20 protein-coding genes are annotated in these 21317 nt (G+C 71.0%); 10 read left to right on the forward strand and 10 right to left on the reverse strand.

Annotated elements, in window-relative coordinates; translation table 11 throughout:
* Positions 1-22 precede the first annotated feature (22 nt).
* Positions 23-964 carry a carbohydrate kinase gene (locus ABFY20_RS19325; RefSeq protein ID WP_368497832.1) on the reverse strand — a complete coding sequence of 314 codons (942 nt, stop codon included), beginning with the start codon at positions 962-964 and terminating at the stop codon, positions 23-25.
* Between the two features lie 101 nt (positions 965-1065).
* Between ABFY20_RS19325 and ABFY20_RS19330 the strand changes: the two genes are divergently transcribed.
* Positions 1066-1947 (forward strand): DUF3097 domain-containing protein, encoded by an 882-nt coding sequence (locus ABFY20_RS19330; RefSeq protein ID WP_368497833.1) that lies wholly within the window; start codon positions 1066-1068, stop codon positions 1945-1947.
* 7 nt (positions 1948-1954) lie between these two features.
* Here ABFY20_RS19330 and ABFY20_RS19335 read toward each other — a convergent pair whose 3' ends face one another.
* Positions 1955-2632, reverse strand: a complete 678-nt coding sequence (locus ABFY20_RS19335; protein ID WP_368497834.1) for a GntR family transcriptional regulator — start codon at positions 2630-2632, stop codon at positions 1955-1957.
* Positions 2633-2733: 101 nt separating this feature from the next.
* Here ABFY20_RS19335 and ABFY20_RS19340 point away from each other — a divergent pair, with 101 nt between their 5' ends.
* Entirely contained in the window at positions 2734-3162 is a 429-nt protein-coding gene (locus ABFY20_RS19340) for an Lrp/AsnC family transcriptional regulator (protein ID WP_368497835.1), read from the forward strand.
* Positions 3162-3620 (forward strand): GntR family transcriptional regulator, encoded by a 459-nt coding sequence (locus ABFY20_RS19345; RefSeq protein ID WP_368497836.1) that lies wholly within the window; start codon positions 3162-3164, stop codon positions 3618-3620. The genes ABFY20_RS19340 and ABFY20_RS19345 overlap by 1 nt, the downstream gene beginning before the upstream one ends.
* Positions 3621-3722: 102 nt before the next feature.
* Here ABFY20_RS19345 and ABFY20_RS19350 read toward each other — a convergent pair whose 3' ends face one another.
* Positions 3723-7337 carry a bifunctional proline dehydrogenase/L-glutamate gamma-semialdehyde dehydrogenase gene (locus ABFY20_RS19350; RefSeq protein WP_368497837.1) on the reverse strand — a complete coding sequence of 1205 codons (3615 nt, stop codon included), beginning with the start codon at positions 7335-7337 and terminating at the stop codon, positions 3723-3725.
* Positions 7338-7378: 41 nt separating this feature from the next.
* On the opposite strand from ABFY20_RS19350, the gene ABFY20_RS19355 reads away from it, so the two are divergent.
* Positions 7379-9004 carry a phytoene desaturase family protein gene (locus tag ABFY20_RS19355; RefSeq protein ID WP_368497838.1) on the forward strand — a complete coding sequence of 542 codons (1626 nt, stop codon included), beginning with the start codon at positions 7379-7381 and terminating at the stop codon, positions 9002-9004.
* A gap of 30 nt (positions 9005-9034) precedes the next feature.
* Here ABFY20_RS19355 and ABFY20_RS19360 read toward each other — a convergent pair whose 3' ends face one another.
* A complete protein-coding gene (locus tag ABFY20_RS19360; RefSeq protein ID WP_368497839.1) occupies positions 9035-9583 on the reverse strand; it encodes an acyl-CoA thioesterase in 549 nt (182 codons plus the stop codon).
* A 111-nt stretch (positions 9584-9694) separates the two neighbouring features.
* Between ABFY20_RS19360 and ABFY20_RS19365 the strand changes: the two genes are divergently transcribed.
* Together ABFY20_RS19365 and ABFY20_RS19370 are read left to right on the forward strand one after the other, a co-directional pair.
* Entirely contained in the window at positions 9695-10633 is a 939-nt protein-coding gene (locus ABFY20_RS19365) for a rhodanese-related sulfurtransferase (protein ID WP_368497840.1), read from the forward strand.
* 9 nt (positions 10634-10642) lie between these two features.
* Positions 10643-11512 (forward strand): isocitrate lyase/phosphoenolpyruvate mutase family protein, encoded by an 870-nt coding sequence (locus ABFY20_RS19370; RefSeq protein ID WP_368497841.1) that lies wholly within the window; start codon positions 10643-10645, stop codon positions 11510-11512.
* Positions 11513-11526: 14 nt separating this feature from the next.
* Here ABFY20_RS19370 and ABFY20_RS19375 read toward each other — a convergent pair whose 3' ends face one another.
* Entirely contained in the window at positions 11527-12975 is a 1449-nt protein-coding gene (locus ABFY20_RS19375; RefSeq protein WP_368497842.1) for an LssY C-terminal domain-containing protein, read from the reverse strand.
* 133 nt (positions 12976-13108) lie between these two features.
* Here ABFY20_RS19375 and ABFY20_RS19380 point away from each other — a divergent pair, with 133 nt between their 5' ends.
* The 3 genes from ABFY20_RS19380 (at position 13109) to ABFY20_RS19390 (ending at position 15987) form a co-directional block, all read left to right on the forward strand.
* Positions 13109-14011 carry an ATP-binding cassette domain-containing protein gene (locus ABFY20_RS19380; protein WP_368497843.1) on the forward strand — a complete coding sequence of 301 codons (903 nt, stop codon included), beginning with the start codon at positions 13109-13111 and terminating at the stop codon, positions 14009-14011.
* Positions 14008-14811, forward strand: a complete 804-nt coding sequence (locus tag ABFY20_RS19385) for an ABC transporter permease (protein WP_368497844.1) — start codon at positions 14008-14010, stop codon at positions 14809-14811. The genes ABFY20_RS19380 and ABFY20_RS19385 overlap by 4 nt, the downstream gene beginning before the upstream one ends.
* 180 nt (positions 14812-14991) lie before the next feature.
* Complete coding sequence (locus tag ABFY20_RS19390; RefSeq protein ID WP_368497845.1) at positions 14992-15987, forward strand: MDR family oxidoreductase; 996 nt, start codon at positions 14992-14994, stop codon at positions 15985-15987.
* A gap of 25 nt (positions 15988-16012) precedes the next feature.
* Here ABFY20_RS19390 and ABFY20_RS19395 read toward each other — a convergent pair whose 3' ends face one another.
* The 3 genes from ABFY20_RS19395 to hemB all read right to left on the reverse strand — a co-directional run bounded on the left by ABFY20_RS19395 (position 16013) and on the right by hemB (position 18863).
* Positions 16013-16390 carry a hypothetical protein gene (locus ABFY20_RS19395; protein ID WP_368497846.1) on the reverse strand — a complete coding sequence of 126 codons (378 nt, stop codon included), beginning with the start codon at positions 16388-16390 and terminating at the stop codon, positions 16013-16015.
* A 95-nt stretch (positions 16391-16485) separates the two neighbouring features.
* Positions 16486-17868 carry a glutamate-1-semialdehyde 2,1-aminomutase gene (locus ABFY20_RS19400; RefSeq protein ID WP_368497848.1) on the reverse strand — a complete coding sequence of 461 codons (1383 nt, stop codon included), beginning with the start codon at positions 17866-17868 and terminating at the stop codon, positions 16486-16488.
* Positions 17868-18863 carry a porphobilinogen synthase gene (gene hemB, locus ABFY20_RS19405; RefSeq protein WP_368497849.1) on the reverse strand — a complete coding sequence of 332 codons (996 nt, stop codon included), beginning with the start codon at positions 18861-18863 and terminating at the stop codon, positions 17868-17870. Before hemB ends, ABFY20_RS19400 begins: the two co-directional genes overlap by 1 nt.
* 79 nt (positions 18864-18942) lie before the next feature.
* Between hemB and ABFY20_RS19410 the strand changes: the two genes are divergently transcribed.
* A complete protein-coding gene (locus ABFY20_RS19410; protein WP_368497850.1) occupies positions 18943-19575 on the forward strand; it encodes an alpha-ketoglutarate-dependent dioxygenase AlkB in 633 nt (210 codons plus the stop codon).
* Between the two features lie 13 nt (positions 19576-19588).
* On the opposite strand, the gene ABFY20_RS19415 is transcribed toward ABFY20_RS19410, so the two are convergent.
* Positions 19589-20368, reverse strand: coding sequence for a uroporphyrinogen-III synthase (locus tag ABFY20_RS19415; RefSeq protein WP_368497851.1), 780 nt, complete (start codon positions 20366-20368; stop codon positions 19589-19591).
* Complete coding sequence (gene hemC, locus ABFY20_RS19420; RefSeq protein ID WP_368497852.1) at positions 20365-21294, reverse strand: hydroxymethylbilane synthase; 930 nt, start codon at positions 21292-21294, stop codon at positions 20365-20367. The genes ABFY20_RS19415 and hemC overlap by 4 nt, the downstream gene beginning before the upstream one ends.
* Between the last annotated feature and the right edge of the window lie 23 nt (positions 21295-21317).

Raw genomic sequence — 21317 nt, forward strand, 5'->3', positions numbered from 1 at the left:
GTCGGCTGCGCCCACCCTCGCCTCAGGCCAGGTCGGCGGTGGTGGGCGGGTTGGCGCCGGCGCGCGAGACCGTGATGGCGGCGCAGCGGGCGGCGAAGTCACCGAGTTCGACGAGCGCCGCGGCGTCGAAGGCCGAGCCGTCGCGGAGGCGGCCCGGCGAGGTGCCGGCGTCGAGCATCCGGGCCAGCTGCACGATGAGCGCGCTCATGAACGAGTCGCCGGCACCGATCGTGTCGACCACAGCGACCGGTCGGCCCGGCACGGCGACGCGTTCGGCGGCGGTGGCGAGCACCGCCCCCTCGCCACCCCGGGTGACGACCACGAGTGCGGGGCCGAGGGCGAGGATGCTGTCGATCGCGTCGTCGAGAGACGAGGCGTCGGGGTACAGCCACGCGGCGTCTTCGTCGGAGAGCTTCACCAGAGTTGCGAGCCCGGCGATCTCACCGAAGCGGGCGAGCGCGGCAGCGTGGTCGGTGATGATCGACGGGCGCATGTTCGGATCGAAGGTGATGACCGGGGGTTCGGCCGAGGTCGCCGCTGCGGTCGCGACTCGCAGCCGCTCGGCGATCTGCGAGCCCCCTGGTTCGAGGAACGCCGCGATCGACCCGGTGTGCACGATCGAGGCGGGCGGGAGTGCAGCGCCCTCCGGCAGCGACCAGCGCAGGTCGAACACGTAACGGGCCGACCCGTCGGCCTGCAGCACGGCGGTGGCCGAGGAGGTCGGCTCGTCGCGCAGTGAACTCGGGTCGAGGGTCACCCCCGCCGTGGCGAGGTGGTCGACGATGGCGCGACCCCGCGCGTCCGATCCGATCTCGGTGAGGAGCGTCGAGGGCAGGCCGAGACGGGCGGCGCCGAAAGCGATGTTGAGCGGGGAGCCACCGGGGTGCTCCGCTGTGCCGCGGTCATCGGGATGCTCGACGACGTCGACGAGCGACTCGCCGATGGCCAGCAGGGTGGTGGTCATCCGTATCCTCCGTGATGCGCAGACAAGGCAGCCCCAGTGTATTTCGTGGCGCGGCCCGGCGGTGCCGGGCCATCGACCGCACGGTGGCTTAGCCTTGATCGGTGCCTTCAGACCCCTCCGCTCGTTTCGGCGCAGACCGCTACGGAGCGGATGTGCTCGCCGACTACAAGCGCCGCCCGGCCCCCGTCGCTCTTCCCGAGGTGGAGGCCGAGTTCGACCTCGTCGTCGAGGAGGTGGCGAGCGACTTCTGCGGCAGCGTCGTGAGCGTCGACGGGCGCCTGGTGGAGCTCGAAGACCGGAGAGGCAAGCGCCGTACCTTCCCGCTCGGCGCGGGTTACCTGTTCGAGGGCACCCCGGTGAAGCTCGTGGCACCGAAGTCCGCCGCGGCGAAGGCGGCAGCGGCCGGCAAGCTCGTGCGCACGGCGTCGGGGTCGATCGCGGGGCCCGAGCAGCCGGCGCGGGTCGCCCGTGCGAGCCGCATCTACGTGGAGGGCCGGCACGACGCCGAGCTGGTTGAGAAGATCTGGGGCGACGACCTGCGCGGCGAGGGCGTCGTCGTCGAGTACCTCGAAGGTGTCGACGACCTCGACGCGGTCGTGCGCGAGTTCGCGCCGAGCCGCGAGCGGCGCATCGGCGTGCTCGTCGACCACCTCGTCGCCGGCTCGAAGGAGAGCCGCATCGCCGAGGCCGTGGCGCGCGGGCCGTACGGGGCCCACGTGCTCGTGGTGGGGCATCCGTTCGTCGACATCTGGCAGTCGGTGACGCCGAAGGCGCTCGGCATCAGGGCGTGGCCCACCGTGCCGCGCACGATGGAGTGGAAGCACGGCATCTGCGAGGCCTTCGGCTGGCCGCACGCCGACCAGGCCGACATCGCCAGGGCCTGGAAGCGCATCCTGTCGCGGGCCAACAGCTACACCGATCTCGAACCGGTGCTGCTGGGTCGGGTGGAGCAGCTGATCGACTTCGTGACGGAGCCTGTCTAGGGGCGGGTCAGTCGTCGCCGAGCAGTATGGCGGCAGCGGCGATCATCTCGAGCATGCGCTCGCGCATGTGCCCGATGTGCTTCTTCACGGCGGGTTCGATGGCGGCGGCATCGCCCGCGACCATCGCCTGGTACAGCTCGTCGTACTCCTCGGCGCAGGAGCGCAGCCGGCTCTGCATCGATGCCGCGCGCAGCCAGAACCGCTGGATGCGACGGCGGGTCTCGCGCACGGTCTCGGCGACCAGCACGTTGCCCGAGAGCGCGTTCGCGTAGCGGTGGAAGAGCTGGTCGGCGAGCGCCCAGGCGGCACGGTCGTCGTTCGCGGCCGCCGCGTACATGTCGTCGACGTAGCCCTTGAGCTTCCTGGCCTCGGAGTCGGTGAGGGTCGAGGAGGCCTTGCGGCAGATGTAGGTGTCGAGGAGTTCGAGCAGGTCGCAGGCGTCGTTCACCTCTGTGGCGGTGAGCTGCGACACCGTGAATCGCGCATTGTCGGTGCGCTTGACGAGCCCCTCCTTCTCGAGGCGCTGCAGCGCTTCGCGCACCGGGGTGCGGGAGATGCCGAGCTGGCTCGCCAGTCGGTTCTCCGACAGCGGCGACCCCGACCTGAGCCGGAAACCGGTGATCTCGGCGAGCAACCACTCGTACGCGTCGTCGACGCGACTCCCTGCTTCAGATGAAACCGCCATCATCACCTGCCCTCCACCTCAAGTCTACACAGCGCTGAATACAAGCTGGTATGAGTCGGGTCCTCCGCGGATCGGTGCACGAAAGCTGCGAGAATCCGAAGATGGACGCTTTGGATCACCGCATCATCGACCTGCTGAAGATCAATTCCCGCAGCGGCTACGGCGACATCGGCCAGGTGATCGGGCTCTCGGCTTCGGCGGTGAAGCGCCGCATCGACAGGCTGGTCGCCGACAACGTGATCACCGGGTTCACGATCCAGGTCAACCCCGCTCTCGACGGCACGGTCACCGAGGCCTACGTCGAACTGTTCTGCCGGGGCACGGTGGCGCCTGCCGAGCTGAAGCGCATCCTCTCGGGAGTGCCGGAGGTGGTGGACGCGGGAACCGTCACCGGAAGCGCCGACGCCATCGTGCACATCAGGTCGCGCGACATCCCGGGCCTCGAGGATGCTCTCGAGCGAGTGCGCATCGCCCCGAACGTCGACCACACACGCAGCGCGATCGTGCTGTCGAACCTCATCCGTCGCTGATGGCGGGGAGAGGTGGGGGTGCCGCAGGTGGTGGCGGTGCTGCTGCGGGTGGCGGTGCGGATGCGCGGGGCGGCGTCGGCGGCGGTCTCGGCTTCGTCGTGGAGATCGACGCCCGGAGCGGCGTGGCGCCGTTCGAGCAGCTGCGGGTGGAGATCCGCGACGCGATCGCCGAGGGGACACTGAGCGCGGGCGCCCGCCTGCCCACCGTGCGGGCTCTCGCCTCCGAACTCGGCCTCGCGGCGAACACGGTCGCCCGCACCTACAAGGAGCTCGAGGCCGACAAGCTCATCGAGACCCGCGGACGATCGGGGTCGTTCGTCTCGTTCAGCGACGACCCGGCCCGGCGCGAGCTGGAGCAGGCCGCCCGCGGCTATGCGGCCCGCGCCGCCGCACTCGGCATCTCGCGGGCTGATGCCCTCAGCGTGGTGACCGCGGCGCTCGACGCCCCGCGCGACTGAAAGGTCGCCACTGCGCCCTTGGTACAGGATGCCAAGTGCTGGTCGCGCAAAAGGTGCACACAGGCGCGGGAGTGAGCACTTTCTGCGACCAGCTCGGGCTCCTCAGAGGCCCTCCACTCCCGCGAGCACGTCGTGCGCCATCGAGGAGGGGTTGCCGAAGCGGTGGTTGGTGACGCTGACCGCCTGTTCGACGAGGAAGGGCAGCAGCTCGATGCGGCCCGCCCGCGTGACCTCGCCGGGGTACACCGCGATCTCGCACGACCCCTCGAGGGCGTCGGCGAGCGCCGCGGGGTCGCCTCCGATGAGCCGGACGCGCGGCACGTCGCCTTGGGCGAGGTAGTCGCCCGCTCGCGCCAGCCAGGTGGCGTCGTTCTCGATGACGACCCGGATGCCCCGCTCCTTGAGGTGCAGGCGCAGCGGCTTCGGCAGTTTCGCCGCCGAGCTCACGGTGACGGCCGAGCGGGCGAGTGTCGCAGCGGCCAGCACGCGCACGAGCTCGTGCAGCGGGCGCCCTTCGGAGAGCCTGATTGCCACCGGAACCGGGTGGTAGCGCAAGACGTTCGCCTCGACCCCGAGGCCCGACACGTCGCGGGCCGTGAAGTGCGCTGCGAGCGCCTCCTGATCGCTGCGGGCACCGCGACGGGCTACGTCGAACTCGCTCCAGTCAAGCCCCGCTGTCGACGACTCCAGGAGCCTGACCACCCGCTCGTCGAGCCCCGCGAGGTTGAGCCCCTCGCTCGGCGCCCCGGGATCGTTGCGCCACGTGCCGAGCTGCACGAGGTAGTTCGGGCCGCCCGCCTTGGCCCCTGCCCCCACCGACGATCGCTTCCACCCGCCGAACGGCTGGCGGCGCACGATGGCCCCCGTGATGCCGCGGTTGACGTAGAGGTTGCCGGCTTGCACCGCGTGCATCCAGGTGTCGACCTCGGCGGGGTCGAGCGAGTGGATGCCCGCCGTGAGCCCGAAGGGCACGGCGTTCTGCAGCTCGATCGCCTTCTCGAGGGTGGCGGCGCGCATGATGCCGAGCACGGGCCCGAAGTACTCCGTGAGGTGGAAGGGCGTGCCGGGCAGCACCCCGTCTTTCACGCCCGGCGACCACAGGCGCCCCGTGTCGTCGAGCTTCTGCGGGGCGACGAGCCACTTCTCGCCCGGGCCGAGCGTGGTGAGCGCGTCGGCGAGCTTGCCCGATGCGGGTTCGACCAGGGGGCCCATCTGAGCGGAGGGATCGGACGGGTAGCCCACCCGTAGCGACGACACGGCGTCGACGAGCTGACGCGCGAAGCGCTTGGAGCGCCCGGTCGAGCCGACGAGGATGACGAGGCTCGCGGCCGAGCACTTCTGGCCGGCGTGGCCGAAGGCGCTCCTCACGATGTCGGCGACCGCGAGATCGAGGTCGGCGCTCGGGGTGACGACGATCGCGTTCTTGCCACTGGTCTCGGCCAGCAGCGGGAGATCGTGCCGCCACCCGCGGAACAGCTCTGCCGTCTCGTACGACCCGGTGAGGATGAGCCTGCCCACGCGGGGGTCTGACATGAGCTGACGCCCGAGCTCGCCTTCGTCGACGTCGACCAGGGAGAGCACCTCGTGGGGGATGCCCGACTCCCAGAGCGCCTCCACCAGCACCGCGGCGCTCCGTCTCGCCTGCGGAGCGGGTTTGATGACGACGGCGCTGCCCGCGGCGAGCGCCGCCAGCACCGAGCCTGCCGGGATGGCCACCGGGAAGTTCCACGGCGGTGCCACGACGGTGAGAGCGACAGGTTCGAAGACCGCCCCGTCGACCTGATCGAGTTCGAGGGCGGTGCGGGCGTAATAGGCGGCGAAGTCGACGGCCTCGCTCACCTCGGGGTCGGCCTGGTCGATGGTCTTGCCGGTCTCGCTCGCCATCACCTCGATGAGCCTGTCGCGGTTGGCCTCCAGGGCGTAACCGGCCCGCCTCACGAAGCCCGCCCGGTCTTCTGCGCTGCGGGCGCCCCACTTCTCGCCCGCGGCCACCGCGGCCCTGATAACCCCCTCGAGCGCCACGTCGTCGGCGATCATCGCATCGGCGATGGTGTCGGTGCCGAGATTCGACCCGGCCACCCTGCCCAGGATGCGCGACCCCCACGCCCGGTTCGCCGGCAGCGACGGGTCGGTGTCGGGAGTGTTGTGGAACCCCTCGCGCGACGGCTCGAGCTGGGCGTCGTGCCTGTTCTGGGTGCGCCGCGGCGTGGGCGGCGCCGCCTCGGGGTCGAGCGCTTCGAGCGCTCGGAGGAAGCGGTCGCGTTCCCGCTCGAAGGCCGCGGTGTCGGTGGCCAGATCGAAGACCGACGACATGAAGTTGGCTTCGTCGGCATTCTCCTCGAGTCGACGAACAAGGTAGCCGATTGCGACGTCGAACTCCTCCGGAGCGACGACCGGGGTGTAGAGGAGCAGGCCGCCGACCGTCTTGCGCACCTCTTCGGCCTGCGCCGTCGCCATGCCGAGCAGCATCTCGATGTCGACGGATGCCGTCACCCCACGTTCCTCGGCGAGGAGCCAGGCCCAGGCGATGTCGAAGAGGTTGTGGCCGGCCACCCCGATGGTGACCGCGTCGACGTTCTCGGGGCGCAGCGCCCATTCCAGCACCCGCTTGTAGTTGGTGTCGGTCTCCTGCTTCTGGTCGAAGGTGGCCGACGGCCAGTCGTGGAGCACCGCGTCGACGCGCTCCATCGCCAGGTTCGCCCCCTTCACGACCCGCACCTTCACGGGGGCCCCGCCGCGTGCACGCCGCTCGGCGGCCCAGTGATGCAGACGCTGGAACGCGGGCAGCGCATCGGGGAGGTAGGCCTGCAGCACGATTCCCGCCTCGACGTCGAGGAAGTCGGGCTCGTCGAGCACACGCTGGAAGACGGCGATGGTGAGATCGAGGTCGCGGTACTCCTCCATGTCGAGGTTGATGAACGTGCGCCCCTCGCCCGACTCCGAACCGACGAGGCCCTTCTTCGACGCGAGCCGGTAGAGGGGGATGAGGCTCTGCGCGACGCGCTCGACGGTGGCGTCGAAGGCCCACATCGAGACCCCGGCGGCCACCGAGGACACCTTCACCGAGACGTAGTCGATGTCGGGGCGCTGGATGAGGGCCTTCGTGCCCTCGAGCCGCTTCGAGGCCTCGGAGTCGCCCAGCACGGCTTCGCCGAGCAGGTTGACGTTGAGGCGCACCGCGGTGGCACCGCCGTTCTCCCTGGCGCGCAGCACCTGCACTGCGGCACCGATCTTCGAGGGCCGGGCGTCGACGACGAGGTGGCCGACCATCTCGCGCAGCACCTTGCGGGCGATCGGCACGACGACTCCCGGAACGACCTCGCCGAGCATGCCGCCGGCCGTGACGGCCGCGCGGAGATGAGGCGGGAGGAACTGCGGAGTGCGCTTGGCGAGCGCCGAAAGATGCTTTCCGGCGACGAAGACGTCTTCCGGGCGGGCGACCCCGTCGACGAAGCCGAGGGTGAAATCGAGCCCGTCGGGGTCTTTCAGCACTCCGGCGAGCCGCGCGGCCCCGGGGTCGACGGGAGCATCGCGGCTCGCATCGAGCCAGTGCCGAGCCAGGGCCACCGCCTTCTCCCCCAGCCCGAGCGGCCCGAGCGATTCGGCCGGCACGACCTCGTCGACCGTCTCCGAGGGTGCCGGCTCACCATGAGCCGGCTCACCGGGCGACGGATCGACGTCGGCGTGGGGCTGCTGGGGGGTGTGCGGCTCGGCCATTCTTCGAGGATAGGTCGTGGCCCCGCCATTAGGCTCAGGGCATGCAGGCTGTGGAGAACTTCGATGTCGTGGTTGTCGGTGGAGGACACAACGGCCTCGTCGCCGCCGCCTATCTCGCCGCCGCCGGGCAGACTGTCTGCGTGCTCGAGCGGGACGACCACCTCGGCGGCGCGGCGGTCTCCTCGTATGCCTTCGAGGGAATGGATGCCCGCCTCTCCCGCTACTCCTACCTGGTCAGCCTCCTCCCGCAGAAGATCGTCGACGACCTCCGCCTCGACGTCACGCTGCGACGTCGCCGCTACTCCTCCTACACGCCGGAGCCCGGAACCGACCGCGGCCTCCTCATCGACAACGACGACCCGGTCGCCACCCGCGACTCGTTCGCATCGGTGGGCGCGGCCGCCGACGCCGACGCCTTCGAGCGCTTCGGCGCCGATCTCGCCCGGCTCGCCGCGGCCGTCTGGCCCACCCTCACCGAACCGCTTCCCACCCGCAGCGAGCTGCGCGCCCTCCTCGGCGATGATGAACTCTGGCGCGCTTTCGTCGAAGAGCCTGTGGGCGTCGAGATCGAGCGCAGGTTCGCCTCAGACCTGGTGCGGGGCGTCGTCGCCACCGACGCGCTCATCGGCACCTTCGCCTCGGTTCACGAGGCCACCCTCGCCCAGAACGTGTGCTTCCTCTACCACGTCGTCGGCGGCGGCACCGGCGACTGGGACGTCCCCGTCGGCGGCATGGGCGCCGTGACGGGCGAGCTCGAGCGGGCGGCCCGCGCCGCCGGAGCCGAGCTGCGCACCGGAGCCGAGGTGGTGAGCGTCTCGCCGGAGGGAGCCGTCGACTACCTTGACGCGTCGACGGGCGCCACTCGGCGGGTGCAGGCCGGCCGGGTGCTCGCGAACGTCGCGCCTGCGCTGCTCGACCGTCTGCTCGGGATCGACCCCGCGCCCGGCGTCCCCGCGCCCGGCGACCCCACACCCGGTACCCCCGCAGCCGGCACCCCCGCCCCCGAGGGCGCCCAGGTGAAGGTCAACCTCCTCCTCTCCCGACTTCCTCGCCTCCGCGACGCCCAGGTATCGCCCGAGGCGGCCTTCGGCGGCACCTTCCACATCAACGAACTGCTGAGCCAGCTCGAGGCCGCCCATGCCGAGGCGGAGGGGGGCGCCGTGCCCCGCGTGGTGCCCGCCGAGATCTACTGCCATTCGCTGACCGACCCGAGCATCCTGTCGCCCGAGCTGCAGCAGGCGGGTGCGCAGACCCTCACGGTGTTCGCCCTGCACACCCCGCACCGGCTCCTCGCCGACGGGGTGACGAATGCGCGTGAGCTCGGCGCCGCGGTGCTGAGCTCGCTCGACAGCGTGCTGGCCGAGCCGATCGAGCCGCTGCTCCTGCGCGACGCCCACGGTGAGCCCTGCATCGAGGTGAAGACGACGGCCGACCTCGAGGCGGCTCTCGGCATGCCGGGTGGCAACATCTTCCACGGCTCGCTCAGCTGGCCGTTCGTCGACGACGACGCGCCCCTCACCACTGCGGCGGAGCGGTGGGGCGTGGCGACCGGGCATCCGCGCATCCTGCTCTGCGGATCGGGGTCGCGCCGAGGCGGCGCCGTGTCGGGCCTCGGCGGCTACAGCGCCGCCATGGCCGTGCTCGAAGACGGCATCGACGGCGCCTGAAGGGCTCCGCGCGGCACGCTGGGGCCCGCCCTACTCCCAGACGCTCGCCGCCGGCGCCTTCGTCGACGGCAGCTTCGTCGCCTCGGCCCACGACGCCGCCCACTCGGGGAAGCGGTCGCCCGCAGGGGCGGGCCCGACGATGGCCTTCAGATCGTCGACCGGCACGATGCCGCCTGACCGCTTGAGGAAGCGGGCACGGATGAAGGCACGGGCATAGATCTCCCCGCGCACGACGAACCGCTGCTCCATCAGCACCGACCGGTCGTCGAAGCCGAGCACCCTGCTCTCCACCTCGAATCGCTGCCACAGCTGCAGCGAGCGCCGGAAGCTGATGGTCTCGGCCACGACGACCGGGTACCAGCCCCTCTCGCTGAGCTTCGACCAGGTGCCGCTGCGCTGCATGAGATCGAGGCGGGCGATGTCGAGTAGCGACAGGTAGACGCCGTTGTTCATATGGCGCAGCACGTCGAGGTCGGTCGGGATCACACGGAACGGCGTGCTCGAGACCTCCCAGACGCCGAGCCGCGACCTGAAGCGGGAGCGCAGGGACTGGAGCAGGGTTCGCAGCAGGAAGTGCACGGCCCGATCGTAGGGTTCGGGGTGCGGATGCGCGAAAGCAACTGAGGTTTCCGACAATCGCGAGCCGGTCGGGGCGGCCCGTGCTGGAAGTCCGGCGACTAGGATCGCCGGGTGCCCATCCCGAAGATCCTCCTGTACTACGTCTTCGCACCGGTGGCCGACCCGGAGGCGGTACGGCTCTGGCAGCGCGACCTCGGCGAGTCTCTCGGGCTGCGTGGGCGCATCCTCATCTCCGCGCACGGCATCAACGGCACCGTGGGCGGCGAGCTCGACGCGGTGAAGCGCTACCTCCGCAAGACCCGCGAGTTCGCCCCGTTCCGCGAGCTCGACGCGAAGTGGAGCGAGGGCACGGCGCTCGAAGACGCCCCGGCGAGCCCGCACACCCCCTACCGAGCGATCACCGACTTCCCGCGTCTCAGCGTGAAGGTGCGCGACGAGATCGTGAGCTTCGGTGCTCCGGACGAGCTGCGGGTCGACGAGCACGGGGTGGTGGGGGGCGGCGTGCGGCTGACGCCCGGGCAGGTGCACGAACTCGTCGACGAGCGCCGCGCTGCCGGCGAGGAGGTCGTGTTCTTCGACGGCCGGAACCCGTTCGAGGCCGAGATCGGGCGGTTCGAGAACGCCGTCGTGCCCGAGGTCGCCTCCACCCGCGACTTCGTCGCCGAACTCGACAGCGGCCGGTACGACCACCTCAAGTCATCCCCGGTCGTGACGTATTGCACCGGCGGCATACGATGCGAGGTGCTCTCGTCGCTCATGGTCGCGCGGGGTTTCGAGCGGGTCTTCCAGCTCGACGGCGGCATCGTGCGCTACGGCGAGGCCTACGGCGACGGGGGGCTCTGGCACGGTTCGCTCGCCGTCTTCGACGGCCGCGAGTCGATCGCCTTCTCACCCCAGGTCGAGGTGATCTCGCACTGCGCCGGATGCGGCACCCCCACGGCGCGGCTGCAGAACTGCTCCGACCCCGCCTGCCGCTCACGGCTCGTGGTGTGCGAGGCCTGCAGCGCGGCCCACGACATGAGCTGCCGGGAGCACGCAGCGCAGGAATAGGCTCGCCCCATGAGCTCTCCCTCCCCCCATAGCGCAGCCGCCGACCCACACCGCTCGAGCGCTCCGCGCGACTCCTACGACCCGCAGCTCGCCCACCCGAGCCACGAGCTCATCCACGATCGTGCCGACGCTCTGCTCGCGCTGCATCACGCTCCCGAGATCCTCACCGTGGTGAACGTCTGGGACGTCGCCAGCGCCACCGTCATCGCCGACCTGCCTGAGACCAAGGCCCTCGCCACGGCCAGCCACGGCATCGCGGCCGCCTACGGCTTCGAGGACGGCGAGAAGATCCCGGTCGATCTCATGATCGAAGCGGTCGGGCGCATCGCGCTCTCGACCTCGTTGCCGGTCTCGGCCGACCTCGAGGGCGGCTACGGCGACACGGGCGAGACGGTCAGGCGCGCCATCGGCGTGGGCGTGGTCGGCGCCAACATCGAAGACCGGATGCGCCCCCACATCGAGTCCGTCGAGAACGTCGCCGAGGTGATGAAGGCCGCCGAGGCCGAGGGCGTGCGGTTCGTGCTGAACGCGCGCACCGACGCGCTGCTGCGGCGCGGCGACCGCCCGCTCGACGAGGCGATCGACGACGCCATCGAACGCGGTCGCGCCTACCTCGACGCGGGTGCGGCGTGCGTGTTCGTGCCCGGGCTCGTCGACGAGGCGATCGCCGAGCGGCTGGTCGACGGCATCGGGCACCTCAAGGTGAGCGTCATCGGCGTACCGGGCGCGCTCTCCCCCGAGCGCTACCAGGAGCTCGGCATCGCCCGCATCTCCTACGGCCCGTGGCCGCAACGGGTCGCGCTGGCCGCCCTGCGGCAGTCGGCGCGCTCGCTCTACGCCGGCGGCGTGCTGCCGGCCGACACCCCGGTGCTCACCTAGGCCCCTGAGACGCGTCAGCGCCCCCCGTCGAGCCGTCGCTCCGCGCGCGCCTGGCGCCGCTCCACGGCCCGCCGGTGCGAGAACCGCCTGGCCTCCGTTCCCGACAGGGCGAGCAGCACGAGCACGTCGAACGACAACCCCACCAGGTTCGTCTGCAGGGTGATCTGCGGCCCACCCTTCACGAAGTCGATCGCCGTCACCACCACGGCGGCGGCACTGATGCCCATCCCCGTGAACCGGGCCCAGTTGTGCCCGTGATAGATCAGGAACGCCAGCACCGTGTACAGCGCAATGACGAGCAGCGCGACGGTGACGAAGACCGCGGCCACCACCGAGGCCAGGTAGCGCGCATCGGCGGGCGTCAGCGCACCGGTCAGCGTTCTGAAGTCGATCTCACCGTCGCCGAGCGAGAAGGCGACCACCACCACGGCGCCGAGGGCCGACAGGATGCGCGCCACCATCAGCAGCACACCCAGATAGATCGCTGCGGGTCGCCGAGTGCTCGCGATCGGCGATTCCGTGAACACGGCGGCCGGGGTGGGTGCGACCGGTCGTTCGGAGGCGCCGGCGGTTGCGGTGCCGCCACCTCCGGCATCCTCGCCCACCGCCACCTCGCGCAGGTCGATGACGGGCAGATCGCCGTCGGTGACGATGGCGTCACCCCCGCCGTTGACGTGGTGGTAGCCGGTCGAGAAGTTCTTGATCAGCTGCACCGACGCATCCGGATTCCCTTCCACCAGGGTGCTCACGATGTGGTCGCGCTCGCGGTCGGTGTCCTTGTCGATGCGGTGGGTGATCTGCAGCGTGAAGAACGACAGGCCGATGCTGCGGTCGTAGGTGCCGGCGGCCATCCAGTCGGCCTCGTGCCCGCCGGGCAGCAGCCACCCAGGGGGGCAGCGCCAGAACCGCACGTGGTGACGTTTGGCCGGATTGCCCTCCACCTCCTGCTGGTAGGTGAAGTCCTGCAGCTGGCCGAACAGGAACAGGCGCGAGACCGGCGCACCCGGGTAGCTGCGCCGCAGCAGGGTCGCCCGCACCGTGCGCAGCGCCGAGGTGAGGCCCATGTCGTCGGCCTGGTGCCAGCCAGCCCGCACCATGGCCTCGTGCACCTGCTGCTCGGTGCCCCGCAGGGCGACGTTCACGGGGTCGCCGAGCAAGCCCTCGCGGGTCTTCGCGCGGCCGATGAAGTAGTCGGGAACGTAGAACAGAGTGAGGATGCTGTGCACCCGGGGCAGCAGCAGGTACGCCACGACGAGCCAGAACACGACGAGGAACCACAGCTGCTGCCAGCCCCTGGCGAACGACTCGGTGGCGACCAGGAAGGCGAGCCAGGCCGTCGCCAGCGTTCCGAACAGGAAGAAGGCGCTGTCGACGACGAGCCCCACCGATCCGCGCAGGGTGCGGCGTCTGATGTGCTCGACCAGACCGGCGTCTTCGAGCTCCTCGGCGCTCGGATCGGCCATCGGGAGCATCCTTTCGTTCCGTGCGATTGTGCCAGCTTCGTGGGAATGCTGTGACAACGCCCGACCGCCACCCTAGGCTGGAATGGCGGCGTCGCCGCGCGTTCTTTCCCCGGACACCGACAGGAAACCATCGATGCCCACCGGCGTACCCATCGAGTTCGCACATCTGACGAAGTCGTTCGGCACCGTGAACGCCGTCTCCGACCTCACCCTCACCGTCGAACCCGGGCAGGTCACGGGGTTCCTCGGGCCGAACGGAGCGGGCAAGACGACCACCCTCCGCATGCTCCTCGGCCTCGTGCGCCCGACTTCCGGCGCTGCCACGTTCGGCGGCTCGCGCTACGCCGAGCTGCACTCCCCGCTCGCGACCGTCGGGGCCTCGCTCGAGGCGGCGAGCTTCCACCCGGGCCGATCCGCCCGCAACCACCTCGCGGTCTACGCGCAGGCGGCGGGCCTCCCGAAGACGGCTCCGGATGCGGCACTCGAGAAGGTGGGCCTCTCCGGCTACGGCAACCGGCGGGTGGGCGGGTACTCGCTCGGCATGCGCCAGCGGCTCGGGCTCGCATTCGCACTGCTCGGCGACCCGGGAGTGCTGGTGCTCGACGAGCCCATCAACGGGCTCGACCCGGAGGGCATCAAGTGGATCCGCCTGTTGCTGCGCGGCATGGCCGCCGAGGGGCGCACCGTGCTCATCAGCTCGCACCTGCTGAGCGAAGTGCAGCAGACCGTCGACGAGGTCGTCATCATCTCGCACGGAGCGCTCGTGCACCGCGGCGAGCTGTCGAGCCTCGACACCTCCGACTCGAAACAGGTGCAGGTGAACGCCGACGACCGCGACCGGCTCGCCGAGATCATCCGTGCCGCCGGCTACGAGGTGTCGAAGCTGCGCTCGGGAGTTCTCGTCGAGAACGCCGAGGCGGGGGTGATCGGCCGGCTCGCCTTCGACGCGGGAATACCGCTCACCGGGTTGTCGCAGAAGCGCACCGGTCTCGAGGAGTCGTTCCTCGCGCTCGTGGGCGAGGAGGGTGCGCTGTGAACCTCCTCTCCGCTGTGCGCTCCGAGATCACGAAGATCACCAGCACCCGCCTGTGGTGGGTGCTCTCGCTCATCATGGTGGGCTACGTCGCGCTGTGCGCGGGCGGGATGGCCGTCATCCTCGGCGGCCTGGGGTCGCAGGCGAACGGGCCCGCCATCCCCTCGGCCCAGCTGCCCTCGCTGGTGTACAGCTTCGCGACCTCGGTGGGCTACGTGTTCCCCGTGCTGTTCGGAGCGCTCGCGGTGACGAGCGAGTTCCGGTTCCAGTCACTCACCCCGACGTTCCTCGCGGTGCCGCGGCGCGGGTTCGTGCTGGCGGGCAAGGTCATCGCGCTGCTGCTCGCCGGCGCCGTGTTCGGGGTATTGGCACTGATCGCGTCGATGGGCGTCGGTGCGGGTCTGCTCGCCGCGTTCGGCGTCGACCCGCTGCTGTCGACACCCGAGATCTGGGCGTTCGTGGGGCGCAGCATCCTCGCCATGGCGCTGTGGTCGGCGCTCGGGGTGGGGCTCGGAGCCCTCGTGCCCAGCCAGGTCGCCGCCATCGTCATCGTGCTCGCCTTCACCCAGTTCGTCGAGCCGCTGCTGAGGGTGGCTGCGGGGTTCACCGACTGGTCGGCGCAGGTGGCCCAGTTCCTGCCGGGCGCGGCCAGCGACTCCCTGGTGGGTGCGAGCGTCTACGCCGCCATGTCCGGGGGCGGCGCCGGCCTCGAGTGGTGGCAGGGCGGGCTCGTGCTCGCCGCCTACGCCGCCGTCGCCACGGTCATCGGCTTCTTCACCTCTTGGCGCCGCGACGTCTCGTAGCGCCGCCCTGGCCGCCCCGCGCATCCGCCTTCGACCCGCTCCACCTCCCCACCCGAGCCACTTTTCGCGGACAAAGTCCGTGAAAACTGCGGTTCGGACGGACTTTGTCCGTGAGAACGTGGGTCGCCGCCGGGAGGATGTGCGTGGCAGGGTGGAGGGAGGCGAGCGGAAGGCGAAGCGATGGCCCGAGCGATGATGGCGACGGAGAAGGGCGCGGCCGCGCGGCTGCTCGAGATCGACGACGAGGAGTTCTTCGAGGGGTCGGGTGGCGACGAGGCCGTCGACCTCGACGTGCTGTTCTCGAGCGTGAACTTCAAGGACGGCCTCGCGATCACCGGCCGGCCGGGCGTGCTGCGCGCATGGCCGCTCATCCCGGGCATCGACATCGTGGGCCGCGTCACGCGCTCCCGATCGTCGCGCTTCGCACCGGGCGACCTCGTGGTGCTGAACGGAGACGGCATCGGCGAGAACCGTCACGGCGGCTTCGCCACGAAGGCGCGGGTGCGACCGGATGCGCTGCTGCACCTCCCCGAGGCGATCTCACCCGAGCGGGCAGCCGCGATCGGCACCGCGGGCTTCACCTCGATGCTGGCCGTGCTGGCGCTGCAAGACGCCGGGGTCACGCCCGACGACGGCGAGGTGCTCGTCACGGGCGCGGCAGGCGGTGTCGGCTCGGTGGCGATCTCCCTCCTGGCCGGCCGCGGCTACACCGTCGTCGCGTCGTCGGGCCGCGTGGAGGCGCAGGGCGACTACCTGCGGTCCTTGGGTGCCGCCCGGGTCGTCGACCGCTCGCCCCTGGGCGAGCCGGGCAAGCCGCTGCAGACCCAGCAGTGGGCGGGAGCCGTCGACTCCGTCGGAAGCACCACCCTCGCGAACGTGCTCGCGCAGACGAACTACGGCGGCACCGTCGTGGCCTGCGGCCTCGCGGCGGGAAGCGAGCTGCCCACCACGGTGATGCCGTTCATCCTCCGCGGGGTGACGCTCACCGGCGCGAACTCGGTCGAGGCCCCTCGTGCGCTCCGCGAGCGCGCCTGGACCGACCTCGCGAACGAGCTCGACCTCGGTCTCCTCGACTCGATGACCACCACCATCGGTCTCGACGCCGTCGCCGACACCGCCGAACGCATCCTCGCCGGCCAGGTGCGCGGCCGCACCGTCGTCGACGTCGCCTCGTAGCCGCGCCCACAGCAGCGCGCCCGCTTCAGTCGGTGATGCGGGTGGTGCCTTCGACGGGCGGGAGGCGGAGGGCGCGGAGCAGCTGCACGGAGTGGGAGGTGGTGACGATGATGCGGGAGAACTCCTGCTCGTCGAGGTCGATGACCACAGAGGTGCGGGTGCCCTTCACGAGGAGGAAGTCTTTGCCGTCGTGGAACTTCCAGGTGCCGACGGCCAGGGTGAGCGGGATGGCGGCACCTGGCGCTCTGATGCCGCGCACCCACACCCATGGGTCGTCGGTGAGGGCCGCCGACTTGATGCTCTCGAGCGGCACCACGATGTCGGTGCGCCGGAACGACAGCATCTTCTCGGCACGCGTGAGCCTGATCTCGAGGCGATCGGTGTGGACGAAGAGAACGGCCATGGATCTATCCTGCCGTGGCTTGCCTGAAGATCAGCACGATTCCTCAGGGATGCTGCATAACGATTGTGAACCCGCTCGGTGCCGGCGATGACCTGTCACTGCCGCGGCCGGGTCGCCGTCGCTGCTGCGGCCGCCGCGGCTGGGAGCGCGTCGAGGATGCGGGTGACCGCCGCCTCGTCGTGCGCAGCCGAGACGAACCAGGCCTCGTACACCGAGGGCGGGAGCGAGACACCGGCGTCGAGCATCGCGTGGAAGAAGGGGCCGTAGCGGTACCCCTCCTGACGCTGCACCTCGGCGTAGTCGCGAGGGGGCACGGCGGAGCCGAAGGTGAAGCTGAACAGGTTGCCCGCGCGCTGCACGCTGTGGGCCACCCCGGCGTCGGCGAGCGCCTCCGACACCGCGGAGGAGATCGTCGCCGCCGTGGCGTCGAGCGCCTCGTACACCGAGCCGTCGGCGAGTCGCAGCGTGGTGATGCCCGCGGCCACCGCGACCGGGTTCCCCGACAGGGTGCCGGCCTGGTAGACCGGCCCGAGCGGAGCCAGGGAGTCCATGACCTCGGCCCGCCCGCCGAGGGCGGCGAGGGGCATGCCACCGCCGACGACCTTGCCGAAGGTGACCAGGTCGGGAACGTAGGCCGGCACGTGGTGGGCGTCGGGGGCATCCTGATGCACCTCGGCCACGGGCCGGCCCCCGTTCTCGAGCCCCCACCACCCGGCGGCGCCGACCCGGAAGCCGGTGAGCACCTCGTCGAGGATGAGGAGCGACCCGTTCGCGTGGGCGATGTCGGCGAGCGCAGCGTTGAAGCCGGGCGCGGGTGGTACCACGCCCATGTTCGCGGGCGCCGCCTCGACGATGACGGCGGCGATCTCTCGGCCGCGCTCAGCGAAGAGTCGCCGCACCGCGTCGAGATCGTTGTACGGGAGCACGACCGTGAGGGCCGCGACCGCCTCGGGCACGCCCGCCGACGCCGGCAGCGCCAAGGTGGCGAGCCCCGAGCCCGCCTCGGCGAGGAGCGAGTCGGAGTGGCCGTGGTAGTGCCCCGCGAACTTCACCAGCAGCTCACGACCGGTGAAACCGCGGGCGAGCCGGATGGCGGTCATGGTCGCCTCGGTGCCGGTGGAGACCAGCCTGAGCTTCTCGACCGGGTTCACCCCGCCCGCGGTCACCCGCTCACGCACAAGCTCGGCGAGGTCGGTCTCGGCCGGTGTCGTGGCGCCGAAGGAGAGCCCGCGCGCCGCCGCCTGCTGCACGGCGGCCACCACCTCGGGATGCGCGTGGCCGAGGATTGCAGGCCCCCACGAGCTCACCAGGTCGACGTACTCGACCCCCTCCGAGTCGGTGACGTAGGGGCCGCGTGCCGACACCAGGAAGCGCGGGGTGCCGCCCACCGATCGAAAGGCGCGCACCGGCGAGTTGACCCCGCCCGGCATCGACTGCTGTGCCCGCTCGAACTCCGTGGCGTTGGTGGTGGCGGGCATCACAGTCCTCTCAGGGTGCGGGCGACCTCGACCGCCCAGTAGGTGAGCACGGCCTCGGCACCGGCACGACGGATGCTCGTGAGCGACTCGAGGATGGCCCGGTCGCGGTCGATCCACCCCTGGGCGGAGGCCGCCTCGATCATCGCGTACTCGCCGGAGACCTGATAGGCCCAGACCGGCACCGGAACCGCGGCGGAGACGTCGGCGACGAGGTCGAGGTAGCTGAGGGCGGGCTTGACCATGACGATGTCGGCCCCCTCCTCGACGTCGATGACCGCCTCGCGGAGCCCCTCGCGCCGGTTCGCCGGGTCGAGCTGGTAGGTCTTGCGGTCGCCGCGCAGCGTCGACCCCACCGCCTCGCGGAACGGGCCGTAGAACGCGGAGGCGTACTTCGCGGCGTAGGCCAGCACAGCGACCTGCTCGAAGCCGTCGGCGTCGAGGGCGGCGCGCACTGCGGCGACCTGGCCGTCCATCATGCCGGAGAGCCCGAGCAGCTGCGAGCCGGCTCTGGCCTGCTCGACCGCCATGTCGCGGTAGCGCACGAGCGTGGCGTCGTTGTCGACCGTGCCGTCGGCGGCGAGTACTCCGCAGTGCCCGTGATCGGTGAACTCGTCGAGACACAGATCGGTCTGCACCACGAGCGCGTCGCCCACCTCGGCGGCGACGACCCGCGTCGCCGCGTTGAGCACACCCTCGGGGTCGGTGGCGGCGCTGCCCGAGGCGTCTTTGGCGGAGTCGGCCGGCACGCCGAACAGCATGACCCCGCCGAGGCCGGCCTCGGCGGCTTCGGCGACCGCAGCGCGCAGCGAGTCGAAGGTGTGCTGCACCACCCCGGGCATCGACTGCAGGGGCGCGGGCTCGACGATGTCGTCGCGCACGAAGAGCGGGAGCACCAGTTGCGCCGGGTCGAGACGGGTCTCGGCGACCAGCCGGCGCATCGCCGGGGTGGAGCGCAGCCGGCGGGGCAGTACCGCGGGGAAGGAGCCTGAGGTCATGGCCTCCAGCTTAGATCCGCTGTCTCGGAAAGCGCCGGATCCCTCGAACATTCATTCGAAAGTCTGTACGGTGGAGCACATGAACCTCGACTTCCAGACCTCGCTCTTCGACGACCTCGACGCCGAGCCCGGCCTCGAGCCGCTCGGCGACGCGGTGGTGCGCACGCAGCTCGAGGAGGGCGCCTGGGTCGACCTCCGCCCGGGCTGGGTGTCGAACTCCGACGCGCTCTTCGAACGGCTCGCCCTCGACGTGCCGTGGCGTGCCGACCGCCGCGAGATGTACGACAAGGTCGTCGAGGTGCCGCGCCTGGTCTCGCACTTCGCCGCGGGTGACGTCTACCCTGATCTCACCCTCGCCCGCGCGCAGGACGCGCTGAACGACCACTACGGCAGGCCGCCCGGCCAGGTCTTCGAGACCGCCGGGCTGTGCTTCTACCGCACCGGAGACGACAGCGTCGCCTGGCACGGCGACCGCGTCGGCCGCGCCATCCACAGCGACACGATGGTCGCCATCCTCTCGGTGGGGGCGGCGCGCACGCTGTCGGTGCGGCCGAAGGGAGGCGGCGAGACCTTGAGGTTCCCCGTCGGCCACGGCGATCTCATCGTCATGGGCGGCAGCTGTCAGCGCACCTACGAGCACGCGGTGCTGAAGACCAAGACGGCGGTCGGCCCGCGCATCAGCGTCCAGTTCCGCCCCGTCTGGCCGAGGTGACGAAGGCGCGGTCTCAGCCCCGTCGGGAGTTCGCGACCTCGATCACCGCGTTGATGAGCGACTCGGCCGAACGCCCCTTCGCGATCACGTCGACGCGCAGCCCGTAGGCCGTCGCGTCTTCGGCCGTACGCGGGCCGATGGCCGCGACGAGCGTCGATTCGGGCACCGGCCCGAGCTGCTTCTGCACCTGCTCCGCCACCGAACCCGAGGTCACGAACACGGCGTCGATGGCCCCCGCGGCGAGATCGGCCCTGATCTGCGGGTCGACCTCGACCCCGATGGTGCGGTACGCGACGACCGACTCCACCGTGTGGCCCCTCTTGATGAGGCCCTCGGTGAGCACGGGCTTCGCGATGTCGCTGCGCAGCGTGAGAACGCGGAGCTCGGGGCCGAACTGCTCGAAGCGCTTGAGCTCGCGCAACAGGCCCTTGGCCGAGTTGTCTTCCGGCGGCACCAGGTCGACCTTGTAGCCCGCCGCCGTGAGGGCGGCGGCGGTGGTCTCGCCGACCGCGGCGATGTGCGTCTCGGGAGGCACCACGGCCTGGTGCGCGGCGAGCACGTCGACAGTGGTCGCGCTCGTCATGGTGAGCCAGTCGAAGGCGCCCTGGGCGAGTGCCTCGAGCGCCCGGTCGAGCGTCTCGGCGTCTTCGGTGGGCGCGAAGTTGATCATGGGCGCGACGATGGGCTGGGCGCCGACGGCGCGCAGATCGGCGGCGACGCCGTGGCCCCAGGGCCCGCCACGGGGAACGAGGATGCGCCACCCGCCGAGCGGGCGCTGCGACCACGCGGTCATCGGTCACCTCCGACCGGGGCGAACTCGGCGACTCCGTCGTCGAGCAGCTGGGTGGCTACCGCTTCGCCGAGCAGGGCGGCGACGTATTGATCGTCTCCGAGCAGGCGGGCCGATCGCTCGCAGCCGAGCTCGACGTCACCGGCGGGGCCGTAGACGGTCGCCGAGAGCGTGAGCTCGTCGTCGCGCACGCTGGCCGTGGCACCGACGGGAGCCGCGCATCCGGCTTCGAGGGCGGCCAGCACCGCGCGTTCGGCCAGCACGGCCGTACGCGTCGGGGGGTGCTCGATGGTGAGGAGCTCGGGAATGCTGTCTCCCTCTCGGGTCTCGATCGCGAGCGCGCCCTGGCCGGGCGCGGTGGGCCACAGCTCGAGTGCGAAGAGTTCGGATGCTGCCTCTAGCCTACCCAGCCGCGACAGGCCTGCCGACGCCAGCACGACGGCGTCGAGATCGCCGTCGGCGACTCGTGCCAGTCTGGTGTCGACGTTGCCCCTGATGTCGACGACCTCGAGATCGGGTCGGAGGCTCAGCAGCTGGGCGACGCGACGCGGTGACCCCGTGCCCACCCTGGCGCCCTCAGGCAGTTCGTCGAGGGTGAGTCCGTCTCGGCTGCACAGGGCGTCGCGAGCGTCTTCGCGCACCGGTATGGCGCCGAGCACGAGCCCGTCGTGCTTGGCGGTGGGAAGGTCTTTCAGGGAGTGCACGATGAAGTCGCACTCGCCGGCGAGGAGAGCCTCCCGCAGGGCGCTGGCGAACACACCGGTGCCCCCGAGGCTCGACAGCGACTCCTTCGAGCGGTCGCCCTCCGAGGTGATGAAGATGGTCTCGATCGACACCCCGGAGGCCTCCTCGAGGGCAGCGACGACGTGACCCGTCTGGGCGCGCGCCAGCGCACTGCCTCGGGTTGCGGCTCGGAGTGTTCTCGTCACGGTGCGCTCGTCGTTCCAGGATG

The organism is Herbiconiux sp. A18JL235 (assembly GCF_040939305.1).
In the GTDB taxonomy this organism is placed as follows: Bacteria; Actinomycetota; Actinomycetes; order Actinomycetales; family Microbacteriaceae; genus Herbiconiux.

Bases quoted from the DNA above. Each gene is read 5' to 3' on its own strand.
- ABFY20_RS19325 (WP_368497832.1), bottom strand. From the start codon at position 964: ATGACCACCACCCTGCTGGCCATCGGCGAGTCGCTCGTCGACGTCGTC.
- ABFY20_RS19335 (WP_368497834.1), bottom strand. From the start codon at position 2,632: ATGGCGGTTTCATCTGAAGCAGGGAGTCGCGTCGACGACGCGTACGAG.
- ABFY20_RS19340 (WP_368497835.1), top strand. From the start codon at position 2,734: ATGGACGCTTTGGATCACCGCATCATCGACCTGCTGAAGATCAATTCC.
- ABFY20_RS19345 (WP_368497836.1), top strand. From the start codon at position 3,162: ATGGCGGGGAGAGGTGGGGGTGCCGCAGGTGGTGGCGGTGCTGCTGCG.
- ABFY20_RS19350 (WP_368497837.1), bottom strand. From the start codon at position 7,337: ATGGCCGAGCCGCACACCCCCCAGCAGCCCCACGCCGACGTCGATCCG.
- ABFY20_RS19355 (WP_368497838.1), top strand. From the start codon at position 7,379: ATGCAGGCTGTGGAGAACTTCGATGTCGTGGTTGTCGGTGGAGGACAC.
- ABFY20_RS19370 (WP_368497841.1), top strand. From the start codon at position 10,643: ATGAGCTCTCCCTCCCCCCATAGCGCAGCCGCCGACCCACACCGCTCG.
- ABFY20_RS19375 (WP_368497842.1), bottom strand. From the start codon at position 12,975: ATGGCCGATCCGAGCGCCGAGGAGCTCGAAGACGCCGGTCTGGTCGAG.
- ABFY20_RS19380 (WP_368497843.1), top strand. From the start codon at position 13,109: ATGCCCACCGGCGTACCCATCGAGTTCGCACATCTGACGAAGTCGTTC.
- ABFY20_RS19390 (WP_368497845.1), top strand. From the start codon at position 14,992: ATGGCCCGAGCGATGATGGCGACGGAGAAGGGCGCGGCCGCGCGGCTG.
- ABFY20_RS19395 (WP_368497846.1), bottom strand. From the start codon at position 16,390: ATGGCCGTTCTCTTCGTCCACACCGATCGCCTCGAGATCAGGCTCACG.
- ABFY20_RS19400 (WP_368497848.1), bottom strand. From the start codon at position 17,868: ATGCCCGCCACCACCAACGCCACGGAGTTCGAGCGGGCACAGCAGTCG.
- hemB (WP_368497849.1), bottom strand. From the start codon at position 18,863: ATGACCTCAGGCTCCTTCCCCGCGGTACTGCCCCGCCGGCTGCGCTCC.
- ABFY20_RS19410 (WP_368497850.1), top strand. From the start codon at position 18,943: ATGAACCTCGACTTCCAGACCTCGCTCTTCGACGACCTCGACGCCGAG.
- ABFY20_RS19415 (WP_368497851.1), bottom strand. From the start codon at position 20,368: ATGACCGCGTGGTCGCAGCGCCCGCTCGGCGGGTGGCGCATCCTCGTT.